Genomic DNA, 14,919 nt, shown 5'->3' with positions numbered 1-14,919 from the left:
ATTTAAAATTTCAAAAAAAGATGTTTAAAAAAATATTGATTGCCAACAGAGGGGAAATTGCGTTACGCGTAATTAGAACATGCAAGGAAATGGGTATAAAAACAGTAGCCGTTTATTCTACTGCTGATGCCGAAAGTCTACATGTAAAGTTTGCTGACGAAGCGGTTTGTATTGGGCCACCTCCAAGCAACTTGTCCTATTTAAAAATGTCAAATATTATTGCCGCTGCCGAAATCACTAATGCAGATGCAATACATCCAGGATACGGATTCCTTTCTGAAAATTCTAAATTTTCTAAAATTTGTCAAGAACATGGTATCAAATTCATTGGAGCTTCTCCAGAGATGATTGATAGAATGGGAGACAAAGCTTCCGCAAAAGCTACGATGATTGAAGCAGGTGTTCCTTGTGTTCCTGGTTCAGTTGGAATTTTAGAATCATACGAACAAGCCTTACAATTATCAAGAGATTTTGGTTATCCAGTAATGCTTAAAGCAACTGCTGGTGGTGGTGGAAAAGGAATGAGAGCCGTTTGGAAAGAAGATGAATTGTTAAAAGCTTGGGAAGGTGCACGTCAGGAATCTGCAGCAGCTTTTGGAAATGATGGAATGTATCTTGAGAAATTAATCGAAGAGCCTCGCCACATTGAGATTCAAGTAGTAGGAGATTCTTACGGGAAAGCATGTCATCTTTCTGAAAGAGATTGTTCAGTACAAAGACGTCATCAAAAATTAACCGAAGAGACTCCATCTCCGTTTATGACAGATGAATTGCGTGAAAAGATGGGTGAAGCAGCTGTAAAAGCAGCAGAATACATTAAATATGAAGGCGCTGGAACGGTAGAATTTTTGGTGGATAAACACCGTAATTTCTACTTTATGGAAATGAACACCCGTATTCAAGTAGAACACCCAATTACGGAGCAGGTTATTGATTATGACTTGATACGTGAGCAAATTATGGTTGCCGCTGGAGTACCTATTTCTGGTAAAAACTATTTGCCACAATTACATGCGATCGAATGCAGAATTAATGCAGAAGATCCTTATAATGATTTCCGTCCGTCTCCAGGAAAAATCACAACATTACATATGCCCGGTGGACATGGAGTTCGTTTAGATACTCACGTGTATTCAGGGTATACTATTCCGCCAAATTACGATTCAATGATTGCAAAACTTATTACTACAGCTCAATCTCGTGAGGAAGCTATTAGTAAAATGAGAAGAGCCTTGGATGAATTTGTAATCGAAGGAATAAAAACGACAATTCCATTTCATAGACAATTAATGGACGATCCTCGTTATATAGCAGGAGAGTACACTACGGCATTTATGGATACTTTCAAAATGAATGATCCGGAATAAAAAATACTTTATTTAATACAAAACCTTGCAGCGATGCAAGGTTTTTTTGTTTATTATAATTTTGATACTGGGGCAAAGTGTGTAATTTTTATACACTTTGCCCCCAGTATTTATACATCTTTCATGTGTTTTAATTCAGTAGTTATTTTTAAGGCATTGTTTTTTAGCACTTTAACGATGCGATGTGTTGCTTTAAAAGATTGGTATAATTATTTCTTTGTCTTAAGTAACAATAACAAATAAATAATTAAAATTTAAATACTATGAAAAAGTTAATCTTATCAGCAGCAATTCTATTAGGAAGTTTATCAACATTTGCAAGCACTATTCCTGCAACTAATGAGGATGTCAAAACAACATCAATTCAAGAAGAATATTCTGAAGTAAAACTGGAAGAAGTTCCTGAGGCAATAAAAGCGGCATTAAAAACGGCTTATCCTGATGCTGTTCTGGACAAAGCATATATAAATGCTGCCAAAGAATACAAACTAGATGTAACTATTGGGGATAAAAAAGGAAATCTTTTTGCGGATGCAAATGGAAAATGGATTAAAAAATAAAATTAGAATAATTAATTAAAACAAATAGTATGAAAAAGTTAATGGTATCAGCAGCAATCGTTTTGGGAAGTTTATCAGCATTTGCGACTACAGTTCCAAATCAGAATTTTCAAGTTCAATCCTCATTATTTCAAGAAGGTTATGCTGAAGTAGAAACAGTTCCAGACGCTGTGAAAAAAGCATTAGAAACAGCACATCCGGGAGCAGTTCTTGGAAAAGCATATATAAATGCAAAGAAAGAATACAAATTAGAGATTACAGTTGGAGGCCAGAAAGCTACTGTTTATTCAGATGCTAATGGCAACTGGATAAATAAATAATTTAGGTGAGTTTTGTTTTTAAAAAGAGAGATTGTATGTAACAGTCTCTCTTTTTTTTGCATAAAATTATGAGAATACAAATTTAATAACTTTATTTTAGCCTTAAAGTTAAAATGTAATGGCTAAGATTTTATTGATTGAAGATGATGTTGCCTTTTGTAAATTATTAGAAAAATTTCTAATAAAGAAATTGTATGTTGTAACGGCAGTCTTTTCAGCTGAAGAAGCAAAATCCAAAATTAAGAGTGACAAATTCGATTTAATCATTACTGATTTAAGACTTCCAGATTCTGATGGAATTGTGCTTATGTCAGAAATAAAATTGACTCATCCAAATATTCCCATAATACTAATGACGGGATATTCTGATGTGAGTACGGCTGTAAAAGCTATAAAAAATGGTGCTGCGGATTATTTTTCCAAACCATTTAATCCTGAAGAAGTTTTATTGGTTATTACCAATGCTTTGCAAATTTCAAATGACAAGGAGCCAAATCAAATTGTCACTAATCAAAGAATTGGAAAACAAAGTGTAAAAAAAACTACCAGCGAATTTGTTAAAGGGATTTCTAAAGCGTCCCAAAAACTTGCTGAATACATCCAATTAGTCAGCCCGACAAATATGTCAGTTTTAATTATTGGCGAAAGCGGGACTGGAAAAGAAGTCATTGCAAAAAGTATTCACGAAAACAGTTCCAGAAAAAACACTAATTTCATTGCCGTTGACTGTGGTTCCATTCCAAAAGAATTAGCAGCGAGTGAATTCTTTGGTCATATTAAAGGATCTTTTACTGGAGCAATTCAGGATAAAATTGGTTTTTTTGAAGCGGCAAATGGAGGAACTATTTTTCTGGATGAAATAGGGAATCTGTCTTATGAAAATCAAATTCAGCTTTTGAGGGCTTTACAGGAAAGAAAAATAAAACCCGTAGGCAGTAATAAAGAAATAGACGTAGATATCAGAATCATTACCGCCACAAATGAAGATTTGCGTGAAGCGGTTAAAAATGGAGATTTCAGAGAAGATTTATACCATAGGATCAACGAATTCTCTATTCATTCTCCATCATTAGTCGAGAGGAATGAAGATTTGATGATTTTTTCTGATTTTTTTCTTGAGAAATCAAATCAGGAATTAAATAAAAATGTCATCGGATTTTCTTCGGAGGTTATGACTATTTTTCAAAACTACAGATGGCCGGGAAATCTTCGAGAACTTCAAAATTGTATTAAAAGAGCAACGCTTTTATCGCAAGGTGATTTTATTGAAAAAACGGCACTTCCTATGGAGTTTTTTCAAAATGAAGACAAAAAAACAACCGATTTTTCTTTGTTTGAAAATGAGAAAGAAACTATTCTTGATGCTTTAAATCAAACGAATAACAACAAATCTGAAGCCGCAAAATTGCTTAAAATTAACAGAAAAACATTGTATAATAAATTAAATCGTTACGATATTAATTAGTCTAATTCCTTTTGCAAAAGAGTAAAAAGACTGTCAATTTTATCTTTTAAGTTCTCAGAATGAATTTTAATTAAGTCAATTGTAAAATCATCCAGCTCTAATTGATCTAATATGGTACTGATTTCGTTAGCTTGAATTTGCTTGAACATTGGTCCCATTTTATGAGCGATATTTTTAATCTCAATAAAATTTTCTGCTGAAACTGCCCGATTTAAATTTTTTAAATTTTCTTTGGTGCTTGTTATAAACGATTCTAAAACCTCATTTAAAGCTTTTTTTTCATTGGGCAAAAATGATTTTAAAGCTTTTAAAGAATAAGGCTTGTCTGTTTTTTTAGTATCATTTCTATTTTTTGATCCAATAGGAATTTCATCATTATTCAAAATTGCGTTTATAATTTTAAGTAAAGTTTTGGGCGAATATGGTTTTCTGACAACGGTTGTGAATCCGGCTTTTCTATAAGTCTCTAAATCCAAATCACTTTTTCCGGTTACCGCTATTACGGGTTGTTTTTGATAATTGGAGTTGGGTGTGTTTTGGAGTTCTTTTAAAAATAAAAAACCGTCCATAACCGGCATTTGAATATCCGTAATTATGAAATCAAAACTGTTGTTTTTGACCCAATGAAGCGCTTCGTGTGCATTGTTAAATGGGATTGCATTGAAGTGATGCTGTTTTAAAACTTCTGTTGTCAATTTTAATAAACTCACATCATCATCAATAATAACTGCGGTAAATTCTTCTTCTGAGGGATGTTTATTTGATTCTTTTTGAATCGAATCGTCAAATTGTAATGGAATTTGGAGCTGAAAAATACTTCCCTTGCCCAATTCGCTTTTCAAACTTAATTCACCACCTAAAATAGCTGTCATTTTTTTAGAGATGGTAAGCCCTAAACCCGTTCCGCCATATTTTTTTTCAATATTTTCATCGGCTTGTGTGAATTCTTCAAAAATTAATTGTTGATTTTTTTCTTCTATTCCAATGCCTGAATCTTCAATTAGGATAATTATGGTATTCGTTTCTGAATGAATTTTGGCTCTAATTTTTATGAATCCTTTTTCCGTAAATTTGAAAGCATTCCCAATGATGTTAGACAATATTTGCCTCATTCGAAATGGATCTCCAATGATTCTTTTTTTAAGATTAGGATTAATTTCAATAATCAGTTCAATTTGTTTTTGCGTATAAACGGATTGAATGCTGTTCCCAACTTCGTTAATGATGTCGTATAATGAAAAAGGAATTTTTTCTATGGTAATTTTTTCGGCTTCAATTTGAGTGAAATCAAGTAAGTCCTGTACTAATTGTGAAATGTAATCGGAGGAGCTTTTGATGTTTTTGGTGAAATACAATTGTTTGGTATCCAATTCAGAATTTCCCAGCAGTTCCGTGTAACCAACAATGGTACTCAATGGTGTTTTTAAGTCATGGCTTACTGTCGAAATAAGTTGTTCTCTGCTTGTTAAGAGTTTTTTAGTTTTTGAATTTGCGACTTCCAATTGTTTTTTATAGGATTGGGTTTTGGAGTAATCATTTAAAATAATAATCAAAAAGAACAAGGTCAGTAACAATCCAATTATTGCGGCTGTGGTAACAATTTGGTTTGTTTTTTTTAGGGAATTTTCTCGGTCTGAATAGCTTTTGGTTGTGTTTATAATAATTTCGCGTTCGATAATATTGAGTACTTTTCTTAATTGGTCGGATATCGAAAGTTCATTTTGCAGTAGTTTATTTTCTTCCTGATTTAATAATTGTTTCTTTTTAGCGGTTTCTTTTTTTACGTCATTCAGCAAATTTTTAGAAGCCATTAAAATAGAATCCGAAGCTTTTTTACTTAATGTGTTGGTACTGTCATCGGGAATATTTTGATTCAAATAAGCCACGTACTTTTTTAGTACATTCCGTTGGTATTGTCCCATCTCCGAAGGATATTTTACAAAATCTTCCAATTGAAGTTTTCGCAACGAAGTCTCCATTTTTGTCAAATCTTCAATGGCGTTTTTTACAGCACTTTCATCTTCGGTTTTGTTTTTTATCGTTTTTAGTTGCTGTATGTTTTTAGTTTTTTTGTACAATAAATACTTAACACTATCCAATAAAGTGATTTGATAGGGAGTAGAAACAAATAGTTTTAAAGAATCAATATCTGATTTTAAAGCCGCAGTTTTGTTGATATAATTTTTAAAATCATCTTCTGATTCGGATTGAATAGCTATTCGGGCTAAACTTTCCGTTTTATGCATATTAGATAGTAAATTGCTCACTTTCAAAATAGTGCTGCTTTCCTCCGTAATTCTCTTTTCTGTTTTAGAAAAACTCTTGTTTTCAGTATATAAAAACCACCCGACGCTTACAAAAAGTAACGCCAGCACCAGGTAACTTATGAAAATTTTTATCGGGATATAACTTTTTTTACTGTCCATTTTTCAAAGATAAAAATTACAAAAGCGTTTAAAGTTAAGTTATTCAAAATGTTTTGATACAAACAAAAAACCCCACTGAAAAGCGAGGTTTTATTTCTTTAAGTTTTAATTTACAAGGTTTCTTTCAGCCATTTGAAAAATTCACCTTGCCAAACCTGAGCATTTTGAGGTTTTAATACCCAATGGTTTTCTTCGGGGAAATACAAGAATCTGCTTTTTATTCCTCGCAGTTGTGCCGCTTGAAAAGCTTCTTGACCTTGTCCTATCGGTACACGAAAATCTTTTCCGCCTTGAATAATTAAAATTGGTTTGTTCCATTTTTCCACTAGCGTCATTGGGTTGAAAATAGTGTAGGCTTTTTGTGCAACAGCATTGTCTTTTTCCCAATATGCACCACCAAAATCCCAGTTGGTAAAGAAAACTTCTTCGGTCGTTCCATACATACTTTGTGTATTAAAAATACCATCGTGGGCAATAAACGTTTTGAATCGGTTGTTGTGCATTCCAGCTAAATAGAAAACAGAATACCCGCCGTAACTGGCGCCAACGCATCCTAAACGACTCACATCAACATATTTTTCCTTTGCCACATCATCAATCGCTGAAAGGTAATCATCAATCACTTGTCCGCCCCAGTCTTTGCTGATTTGCTCATTCCATGCTACGCCGTGACCCTGCATTCCGCGACGGTTTGGAGCAACAACAATATAACCATTAGCAGCCATCAACTGTAAATTCCATCGGTAAGAATAAAATTGCGTCAATGGAGATTGTGGACCGCCTTGACAATACAAAAGCGTTGGGTATTTTTTTGAAGCATCAAAATTAGGCGGAAGTACCACCCAAACTAACATTTTTTTGCCATCCGTTGTCGTAACATATCTTCTTTCCGTTTTGCTTAGCGCCAATGATTCATAAGTTGCTGTATTGACATTCGAAAGTTGTTTCCAAGTATTTTTCTTTAAATTATACGAATAAATTTCTGCCGCATGATTCATGTCGGTTCTCGATACAATGATGTTATCACCGGAAAAACCAACTAAGTCATTGACGTCAAATTCTCCAGTAGTGATTTGGCGAACGGTAATTGCTCCCGAAGCTTCGGGATTGGTCAGACCCGGAAAATTAACTTCAAATAATTGTTTTGTACCATCTATCGGCGCCACAAAATATATTTTTTTTCCGTCAGGACTCCAAATAAAATGTTCCACAGTTCCATCCCAATTAGCCGTTAAGTTAATTTTCATTCCTTTAAAACTCACCATCAGGTCGTTTTTATCAGCTTCATAACCGCCATGTTTCATTTGCAACCAAGTCAAATTTCCGGTTGGAGAAAATTGTGGAGCCGTATCACTTCCTAGATTTTCCTCGGTTCTATTGCTGGTTTTTCCTGTTTCCAGATTGTATTCAAAAATATTGGTGTTGGTAGAAACAGCATAATCGGTTCCTGCTTTTTTCTTGCTTACGTAAAGGATGCTTTTGCTGTCTGGCGACCAAATATAATCTTCATCTCCACCAAAAGGTTTTTGTGGACTGTCAAAATTTTCGCCTTTCAGAATGTCAATTCCCGTTGCACCTTCCTTATTTTCTTTGTAAAAAACATGGTTGTATTTACCTTCGTTCCAAGTATCCCAATGGCGGTAATTTAAGCCGTCATAGATTTGAACGTCGGATTTTTCAAGTTCCGTATAAAAATCTTTTCCGTGAACTTTTTCGATTTTTACTTCTTCATTATAAACGATATATTTCCCGTCTGGAGAAGTATTTTTATCTTTTAAAAGGGCTGCGGTATCTGTTACTTCGGTTGGATTCCCACCATTTACTGGTAAAATGTAGAATTTTGAGTGCGATTTATTTTCTTGAACAGAAGGAGTGGTAACTTTATAAACTACATTCTTTCCATCTTTGGAAATGCCTAAAGGAGTTACTCTTCCTAATTTCCAAAGCAGTTCTGGAGTCATTACATTTTGTGCCATAGCATTTAAACTCATCATTAATAAAGGTATAATCAGTATTTTTTTCATTTTAATAATTGATTTTTTCAAGCTATAAAATTAGCCAATTTAATTTGATGTTTTTTCGTTTTTAACACTTGCTTTTTAGCCCCGATGGTCCCGAAGTTTCGGGAGAAATCCTTTTATTTTTTTTGTTTAAAAAATAAAAGATTGCTTCATACTACTTTTATTTTAATTGGAGTTCAGTAAATTTATTTGCAACGGATAGCTGGATTAGCTCCAAAAAATTATTATTTTTATGGAAAATATTTAAACATGGATTTGAGCTATTGGGAGTTGAAAAACTGGTTTACTGATGTAGATTATACCATCGTAGGAAGTGGTATTGTAGGCTTGCATGCTGCAATACGCTTGCGCGAAAGATTCCCGGAAAGCAAAATTCTAGTATTGGAAAAAGGAATGTTACCGCAAGGAGCAAGTACTAAAAATGCTGGTTTTGCGTGTTTTGGAAGTCTTTCAGAAATCATAGACGATTTAAAATCCCATTCGGAAGAAGAAGTGATTCATCTTGTTCAAAAACGATGGAAAGGGTTACAGTTGTTGCGTAAAAGACTCGGTGATGACACGATAGATTTCAAACCGTATGGTGGATATGAGTTGTTTTTAAAAGACGATGAAAGTTGTTACAGTGAATGTGTTGGGAAATTACCATTTATCAATGAAATTTTAAGACCACTTTTTAAAGCTGATGTTTTTGCCAAAGAAGTCGACCGTTTTGGGTTCAGCGGGATACAGGAATATTTAGTTTTCAATCCTTTTGAAGCACAAATAGATACCGGAAATATGATGCAGGCTTTGTTGAAAGAAGCGGTTTCTAAAAATATTTTAATTCTAAACCAACAAACCGTCACTTCTTATTACGACAAGGGAAATGGAGTGGAAGTGGCGCTTGGTGATTTCAGCTTCAGTACTAAAAAAATATTGTTTGCGACTAACGGTTTTGCAAACGGATTGACAAATGGAGCCGTAAAATCAGCCAGAGCGCAGGTTTTAATTACGGAGCCTATTAAAAATTTAGACATAAAAGGGACTTTTCACTTAGATAGAGGGTATTATTATTTCAGGAATATTGACAACAGAATATTATTGGGCGGAGGGAGAAACCTCGATTTTGAGACTGAAAATACAACTGAATTTGGGCAAACAGAAATCGTCCAAAATAAATTGGAACAATTATTAAAAGAAGTAATTTTGCCTCAGCAGGATTTCCAGATTGCACACCGTTGGAGTGGGATTATGGGTATTGGCAACAGCAAGAATCCAATTGTTTCACAACTGTCCGATAATGTCTATTGTGGCGTTCGATTGGGCGGAATGGGAGTGGCAATAGGAAGTTTAATTGGAACAGAATTAGCAGATTTAGTAAAATGGCAACGAAAATAACACCAAGAAAATCAAGACAACCCGTTAAAAAAGAACCAACCTCTTTTATGAGAAAGCTAACTCGTTTTTTATTCAAAGTATTGTTGTGGTTCTTCGGACTCTCTTTGTTTTTTGTGGTACTTTTTAAATTTATCCCCGTTCCTTTTACACCTTTAATGGTCATTCGTGCTATTGAAAACAAAACAGCTGGAAAAGAAGTTTTTTTCAGCCACGACTGGGAACCAATTGAAAATATTTCCATGAATCTTCAAAAAGCCGTAATTGCCAGTGAGGATGGAACGTTTTTGAAACATAATGGTTTTGATTTTGTCGCGATGCAAAAAGCGTATAAAAGTAATGAAAGAGGTCGAAGAATAAAAGGAGGAAGCACCATATCACAACAAACAGCCAAGAATGTATTTCTTTGGCAAGGCCGAAGTTATTTGAGAAAAGGACTTGAAGCCTATTTTACGGTTCTGATTGAAATCATTTGGGGAAAAGAACGCATCATGGAAGTGTACTTGAACAGTATCGAAATGGGAAATGGTGTGTATGGAGCACAGGCAGCCGCAGAACATTGGTATCGAAAAGGAGCTTCCAGTTTCACACCGATGCAGGCAGCAGGAATTGCAGCAATTTTGCCCAATCCAAGAAAGTATTCGGCGACTAGTTCTTCTTCATATATCAACAGACGAAAAGCTAAAATTGTCCGTGTGATGCGACAAGTGGGGAAAATAGATTATTCAAAATAGTTATCTTTGATTATAAAAATAAAAAAACCGTAAACTCTTACTTAAAAGATTTTACGGTTTTTGTTTGTGGAGAATACCGGATTCGAACCGGTCACCCCTTGCCTGCCAGGCAAGTACTCTAGCCAAATGAGCTAATCCCCCAAACGTGTTCGCAAATATAACATATAAATTTTCCAAAAAGCAAATTTCAAAATACAAATCTATTCTATTTGAAAAAATGCCAAATCCTACTTTACTTTTTTTAACTTTACATCAAAATTTCCGCTATGGTATCAGAAAACCCAATAGGTTCGCTCTTCACAACAATCGAAAATAAAATTGCAACCGTTGCATTTGGTCACCCTTCAAGCAATTCTTTTCCAAGAGAATTGTTAGATCGTTTAACGAATGAGGTTGTTGTTTTGGGTTCAAATCTAGCTGTTTCGGTTATTGTTATTCAAAGTGAAGGCTCTGGAGCTTTTTGTGCAGGTGCTTCTTTTGATGAACTTATGGCTGTTTCGGATGAAGCCGAAGGAGCCCATTTTTTCTCTGGATTTGCGCATTTAATCAATGCAATGCGTTCATGTTCCAAGCTTATCGTGGGTCGTGTTCACGGAAAAGCAGTTGGCGGAGGAGTAGGAATTGCTTCTGCCTGTGATTATACATTGGCAACAAAAAACGCATCAATAAAACTATCGGAATTAGCGATCGGAATTGGTCCGTTTGTGATAGAACCAGTAGTTTCAAAGAAGATTGGAAAGACGGCAATGGCCGAAATGACGCTAGCTGCTCAAGAATGGAAAACAGCTGATTGGGCTGAAGCCAAAGGATTGTATGCGAATACTTTTGAAACCGTCGATGAATTGGATGCCGCAATAGCTAATTTCAGCGCTAAATTATCCAGTTATAATCCCGAAGCTTTATTGGAAATGAAAAAAGTTTTGTGGGAAGGAACGCAACATTGGGATACATTGTTGTTAGAACGCGCCGCTATTTCGGGTAAATTGGTGTTGTCTGATTTTACCAGAAAAGCGTTGTCGCAATTCAAAAAGTAATTTTTTCAGGACTTATTCTGAATCCATTTCCTGCTGTTCACTATATCTTTTTATAAGGTGAAGAAAAATCACCTTATAAAAAGGATACCTCCCGAAGCTTTGGGATCATCAGGGCTAGAACATTTGGGAACTATCAAATTCAGATTATAAACAAAATATTTCCATCCTATTCTCCTTCCCTTTTGGAAAGGGTTGGGAAGGGGAAAGATTTAAATCCCATTTCTCATATCAATTTGCTAAATTTGCATCAAAATTAAACTCCGATGAGCAATATCAGAATTACAAAACAATTTAGTTTCGAAACCGGTCACGCCTTATACGGTTATGACGGGAAATGTAAAAATGTTCACGGACATAGTTATAAATTGTCAGTAACGGTAATTGGAACACCAATTATAGATCGTTCCAATGTGAAATTTGGAATGGTGATTGACTTCACGGATTTAAAGAAAATTGTAAAAGAAGAAATTGTAGATCAATTTGACCATGCGACTGTTTTTAACGGAACGACGCCGCATATCGAATTGGCAAATGAATTGATGAGCCGCGGACACCATGTTATTTTGGTAGATTACCAACCAACGAGTGAAAATATGGTCGTTGATTTTTCTCAAAGAATCATCAGCCGATTACCGGAAGGAATCACGCTTTTTTCCTTAAAATTACAGGAAACTGAATCATCTTTTGCTGAATGGTTTGCCAGTGATAACATGAAATCCATACTGTAACTACATGCAATTACCCCATAATAAAAAAGTATATTTCGCCTCCGATCAGCATTTTGGCGCACCAACACCCGAATTGAGTTTTCCTAGAGAACAAAAATTTGTGGCATGGCTCGACGAAGTTAAAGACGATGCAGAAGCTATTTTTCTGTTGGGTGATTTATTTGATTTTTGGTTCGAATATAAAACCGTAGTCCCAAAAGGATTTATTCGTGTTTTAGGCAAACTCGCTGAAATCCGGGACAGTGGAATTCCCATTTATTTCTTCGCGGGAAATCACGACTTATGGATGGAAGATTATTTTCAGAAAGAACTGAATATTCCCGTGTTTCATGACAATCAAGAATATACTTTTGGAGATAAAACATTCCTTATTGGCCACGGCGACGGAAAAGGCCCTGGTGATTTAGGTTACAAACGAATGAAAAAGATATTTACAAATCCGTTTTTCAAATGGCTTTTTAGATGGCTTCATCCGGATATTGGCGTGAAACTGGCGCAATATCTTTCCGTAAAAAACAAACTGATTTCTGGTGATGAAGATGTAACTTTTCTTGGCGAAGACAACGAATGGCTGATTCTTTATTCCAAAAGAAAATTAGAAACCAAACACTACAATTACCTTATTTTCGGACACCGTCATTTGCCTATGAAAGTAACCGTAGGAGAAAATGCCGAGTATGTGAATCTAGGTGACTGGATATCATATTTTACCTATGGCGTTTTTGATGGTGAGAATTTTGAGATTAAAAATTATTAAAATCATCATAAAAATTAAATTATGAAAACTGAAAATAAAGTATCTAAATTCTTTTTTTTACTTGGCTCAATATTGCTACTAATGGGGCTGTTATCTGTAAACTTAGATGATTTTTCATTTGAAATTAATAAAGGACCATATAGAAATATCATCCTTGGAGCTTTATTTTTAATGATTGGCTTGTACAAAGTTTACAAAGAGAAAAATACCAATCAGATTAAAGAGTAGTTAGTTGACAAAACTCCACACAATTATACATTCAAATTTGTTATGCTGTAAGCTTCTTTCAACGGAGGTGAGAGTATTTCGTTTGTGTTTATAAAAAAAAATGTTGAATGATATTTAGCAAATCCCTAATTCATCCCCTCTCCATACAAATAATCATCCAGATTTATTTTAAACAAAGTGCCTTCCACCAAGTCATTTACGGCATCTAATTCTTCCATGGAAACGGCCAAATCAATTTGGGAACAAGGTGTTTTTAGTAAAAATTTGTGGCATTTGTTTTTCAGTTCACAATCGTCGCAGTATTTGTTTTGGATATAACTCTCTTCAATACAGCGCTTAAATAGTTGCAGTTCCTTTTGGGTAAAATAAAAGCCCATTTCTCTAAAAACCAGTTGTACTTTGTCCAATACTAGATCATTGTCCTTTCTCCAGTAAAAAGCCGTGCCTAAATGGTTATGATATATTTGTTTTATTTCTTGCATGTGTCATCAGTTTTGAAACAAATATAAGTATTATTTATATTTGTTCTAAATAATAAAACATAAAAAAGGTGCAAAAAAGTCGGTAAGTAATCTTGAGATTATTTTACTGACTAGTAATATGAAGTATTTGTTCTGAAAATATCTATTTATATCTCGCTCTTTTCATGTTCCTCAATATCTTTTTGCAAGTCCAGTTTTCTAAAAGTTGGGGATATGACTCCGGTAAGAAACACGGTAATCAATGTCATGCTTCCCCCAAAGACCACAGCGCTAACAGTCCCCATCAATTTTGCAGTTAATCCGCTTTCAAAAGCACCCAATTCATTAGAGGAACCCACAAATATAGAATTCACGGCTGCAACTCGGCCTCGCATGTGATCGGGAGTTTTCAATTGCAAAATAGTTTGGCGTATCACCACCGAAATGCCGTCGAAAACACCACTTAAAAATAAAGCCGCTACGGACAGCCAAAAAATAGAAGAAAGTCCAAAAACGATAATACAAATCCCAAATGCAAAAATAGCCGACAACAATTTCATACCCGCATTTTTAGTAAAAGGAATATAAGCTGAGATTATTAACATCAAGAAAGCGCCAACAGCCGGAGCGGCTCTCAAAACACCAAATCCTTGTGGTCCCACTTTCAAGATATCCTGTGCAAAAATGGGCAATAACGCGACGGCGCCACCAAAAAGAACGGCAATCATATCCAACGATAAAGCGCCTAAAATCGTCTTATTGTTGAAAACAAATTTCACGCCTTCTTTCAAACTTTCCATTATGGGTTCCCCAATTTTTGGATTCAAAATAGGTTTTGTTGCTATTCGGGTTAAAGCAATCAAAGCTAAAAGTGAACATCCCAAAACGATGGACATAGACCAATGAACGCCAATCCAATTGATAGAGAAACCGGCTACTGCTGGCCCTAAAACCGAACTTATTTGCCAAACGGAACTGCTCCATGTGGCAGCATTCGGATATATTTTTTTAGGAACAATCAATGCCAAAAGAGAAAATATCGTAGGGCCAAGAAAAGCACGGACTAATCCTCCTAAAAACACGAAAAAGTAAATGGAATATAAAATAGTTTGGGTAGAAAAATCTTTTATAAACGGTGGCCACGTAAATAAAAACAAGCCCAAACTAATGATTGAAAACCCTAAAATACATTTTAAGAGCAATCCTTTTTTCTCTTTTTGATCCACAATGTGTCCGGCAAATAAAGCCATCGAAATGGCTGGAATAACTTCCATTAATCCTATGATTCCTAATGATAACGGATTCTTGGTCAAACTATATACTTCCCATTCAATGACAATAAACTGCATCGACCAGCCAAAAACCATGGCAAAACGTAATAGTAAAAAAATATTAAATTCTTTATAACGCAGTGCCGAATAAGGGTCGTTTTTTTTCATAATAA

The 14,919-nt window shown here is 34.9% G+C and carries 14 protein-coding genes and 1 tRNA gene; 10 read left to right on the top strand and 5 right to left on the bottom strand.

The genetic code is table 11. The features are described from left to right. Positions 1-20: 20 nt before the first annotated feature. From accC to ACNQF8_RS03025, 4 genes are all read left to right on the top strand, one after another. Complete coding sequence (accC, locus tag ACNQF8_RS03040) at positions 21-1,367, top strand: acetyl-CoA carboxylase biotin carboxylase subunit (protein ID WP_417950741.1); 1,347 nt, start codon at positions 21-23, stop codon at positions 1,365-1,367. Between the two features lie 263 nt (positions 1,368-1,630). Then, positions 1,631-1,927, top strand: a complete 297-nt coding sequence (locus tag ACNQF8_RS03035) for a hypothetical protein (RefSeq protein WP_315209548.1) — start codon at positions 1,631-1,633, stop codon at positions 1,925-1,927. A 29-nt stretch (positions 1,928-1,956) separates the two neighbouring features. Next, entirely contained in the window at positions 1,957-2,247 is a 291-nt protein-coding gene (locus ACNQF8_RS03030) for a hypothetical protein (RefSeq protein ID WP_417952879.1), read from the top strand. A gap of 118 nt (positions 2,248-2,365) precedes the next feature. Then, complete coding sequence (locus ACNQF8_RS03025) at positions 2,366-3,712, top strand: sigma-54-dependent transcriptional regulator (protein ID WP_417952878.1); 1,347 nt, start codon at positions 2,366-2,368, stop codon at positions 3,710-3,712. Here ACNQF8_RS03025 and ACNQF8_RS03020 read toward each other — a convergent pair. Together ACNQF8_RS03020 and ACNQF8_RS03015 are read right to left on the bottom strand one after the other, a co-directional pair. After that, positions 3,709-6,138, bottom strand: a complete 2,430-nt coding sequence (locus ACNQF8_RS03020; protein ID WP_417952877.1) for a hybrid sensor histidine kinase/response regulator — start codon at positions 6,136-6,138, stop codon at positions 3,709-3,711. The genes ACNQF8_RS03025 and ACNQF8_RS03020 overlap by 4 nt on opposite strands. A gap of 110 nt (positions 6,139-6,248) precedes the next feature. Beyond that, complete coding sequence (locus ACNQF8_RS03015; protein WP_417952876.1) at positions 6,249-8,162, bottom strand: S9 family peptidase; 1,914 nt, start codon at positions 8,160-8,162, stop codon at positions 6,249-6,251. A 246-nt stretch (positions 8,163-8,408) separates the two neighbouring features. Between ACNQF8_RS03015 and ACNQF8_RS03010 the strand changes: the two genes are divergently transcribed. Both ACNQF8_RS03010 and mtgA read left to right on the top strand, forming a co-directional pair. Beyond that, entirely contained in the window at positions 8,409-9,536 is a 1,128-nt protein-coding gene (locus ACNQF8_RS03010) for an NAD(P)/FAD-dependent oxidoreductase (RefSeq protein WP_417952875.1), read from the top strand. Then, positions 9,521-10,267: a monofunctional biosynthetic peptidoglycan transglycosylase gene (gene mtgA, locus ACNQF8_RS03005; RefSeq protein WP_417952874.1), complete on the top strand. Its 747-nt coding sequence runs from the start codon at positions 9,521-9,523 to the stop codon at positions 10,265-10,267. The genes ACNQF8_RS03010 and mtgA overlap by 16 nt, the downstream gene beginning before the upstream one ends. 67 nt (positions 10,268-10,334) lie before the next feature. On the opposite strand, the gene ACNQF8_RS03000 is transcribed toward mtgA, so the two are convergent. After that, positions 10,335-10,408, bottom strand: a tRNA-Ala gene (locus ACNQF8_RS03000). 125 nt (positions 10,409-10,533) lie between these two features. Between ACNQF8_RS03000 and ACNQF8_RS02995 the strand changes: the two genes are divergently transcribed. The 4 genes from ACNQF8_RS02995 to ACNQF8_RS02980 all read left to right on the top strand — a co-directional run bounded on the left by ACNQF8_RS02995 (position 10,534) and on the right by ACNQF8_RS02980 (position 13,014). Further along, a complete protein-coding gene (locus ACNQF8_RS02995; RefSeq protein WP_417952873.1) occupies positions 10,534-11,301 on the top strand; it encodes an enoyl-CoA hydratase/isomerase family protein in 768 nt (255 codons plus the stop codon). A gap of 263 nt (positions 11,302-11,564) precedes the next feature. Next, positions 11,565-12,029: a 6-pyruvoyl trahydropterin synthase family protein gene (locus ACNQF8_RS02990; protein ID WP_315209525.1), complete on the top strand. Its 465-nt coding sequence runs from the start codon at positions 11,565-11,567 to the stop codon at positions 12,027-12,029. Between the two features lie 4 nt (positions 12,030-12,033). Next, complete coding sequence (locus ACNQF8_RS02985; protein WP_417950736.1) at positions 12,034-12,786, top strand: UDP-2,3-diacylglucosamine diphosphatase; 753 nt, start codon at positions 12,034-12,036, stop codon at positions 12,784-12,786. Positions 12,787-12,807: 21 nt separating this feature from the next. After that, a complete protein-coding gene (locus ACNQF8_RS02980) occupies positions 12,808-13,014 on the top strand; it encodes a hypothetical protein (RefSeq protein ID WP_417950735.1) in 207 nt (68 codons plus the stop codon). Between the two features lie 125 nt (positions 13,015-13,139). Here the strand turns inward: ACNQF8_RS02980 and ACNQF8_RS02975 are convergent, their stop codons facing one another. Further along, positions 13,140-13,496 carry a hypothetical protein gene (locus ACNQF8_RS02975; RefSeq protein ID WP_417952872.1) on the bottom strand — a complete coding sequence of 119 codons (357 nt, stop codon included), beginning with the start codon at positions 13,494-13,496 and terminating at the stop codon, positions 13,140-13,142. Between the two features lie 146 nt (positions 13,497-13,642). After that, positions 13,643-14,914 carry an MFS transporter gene (locus ACNQF8_RS02970; RefSeq protein ID WP_417952871.1) on the bottom strand — a complete coding sequence of 424 codons (1,272 nt, stop codon included), beginning with the start codon at positions 14,912-14,914 and terminating at the stop codon, positions 13,643-13,645. Positions 14,915-14,919 lie beyond the last annotated feature (5 nt).

Origin of the sequence: Flavobacterium labens, from assembly GCF_048286755.1 — a bacterium.
Classification (GTDB): Bacteria; Bacteroidota; Bacteroidia; order Flavobacteriales; family Flavobacteriaceae; genus Flavobacterium.
Note: the sequence above shows the minus strand (reverse complement) of the source record. Positions and strands in the feature narration are given on the sequence as shown.

What these genes read in the sequence shown, in the direction of transcription:
- accC (WP_417950741.1), top strand. Translation starts at nt 21, where the DNA reads ATGTTTAAAAAAATATTGATTGCCAACAGAGGGGAAATTGCGTTACGC.
- ACNQF8_RS03035 (WP_315209548.1), top strand. Translation starts at nt 1,631, where the DNA reads ATGAAAAAGTTAATCTTATCAGCAGCAATTCTATTAGGAAGTTTATCA.
- ACNQF8_RS03030 (WP_417952879.1), top strand. Translation starts at nt 1,957, where the DNA reads ATGAAAAAGTTAATGGTATCAGCAGCAATCGTTTTGGGAAGTTTATCA.
- ACNQF8_RS03025 (WP_417952878.1), top strand. Translation starts at nt 2,366, where the DNA reads ATGGCTAAGATTTTATTGATTGAAGATGATGTTGCCTTTTGTAAATTA.
- ACNQF8_RS03020 (WP_417952877.1), bottom strand. Translation starts at nt 6,138, where the DNA reads ATGGACAGTAAAAAAAGTTATATCCCGATAAAAATTTTCATAAGTTAC.
- ACNQF8_RS03015 (WP_417952876.1), bottom strand. Translation starts at nt 8,162, where the DNA reads ATGAAAAAAATACTGATTATACCTTTATTAATGATGAGTTTAAATGCT.
- ACNQF8_RS03010 (WP_417952875.1), top strand. Translation starts at nt 8,409, where the DNA reads ATGGATTTGAGCTATTGGGAGTTGAAAAACTGGTTTACTGATGTAGAT.
- mtgA (WP_417952874.1), top strand. Translation starts at nt 9,521, where the DNA reads ATGGCAACGAAAATAACACCAAGAAAATCAAGACAACCCGTTAAAAAA.
- ACNQF8_RS02995 (WP_417952873.1), top strand. Translation starts at nt 10,534, where the DNA reads ATGGTATCAGAAAACCCAATAGGTTCGCTCTTCACAACAATCGAAAAT.
- ACNQF8_RS02990 (WP_315209525.1), top strand. Translation starts at nt 11,565, where the DNA reads ATGAGCAATATCAGAATTACAAAACAATTTAGTTTCGAAACCGGTCAC.
- ACNQF8_RS02985 (WP_417950736.1), top strand. Translation starts at nt 12,034, where the DNA reads ATGCAATTACCCCATAATAAAAAAGTATATTTCGCCTCCGATCAGCAT.
- ACNQF8_RS02980 (WP_417950735.1), top strand. Translation starts at nt 12,808, where the DNA reads ATGAAAACTGAAAATAAAGTATCTAAATTCTTTTTTTTACTTGGCTCA.
- ACNQF8_RS02975 (WP_417952872.1), bottom strand. Translation starts at nt 13,496, where the DNA reads ATGCAAGAAATAAAACAAATATATCATAACCATTTAGGCACGGCTTTT.
- ACNQF8_RS02970 (WP_417952871.1), bottom strand. Translation starts at nt 14,914, where the DNA reads ATGAAAAAAAACGACCCTTATTCGGCACTGCGTTATAAAGAATTTAAT.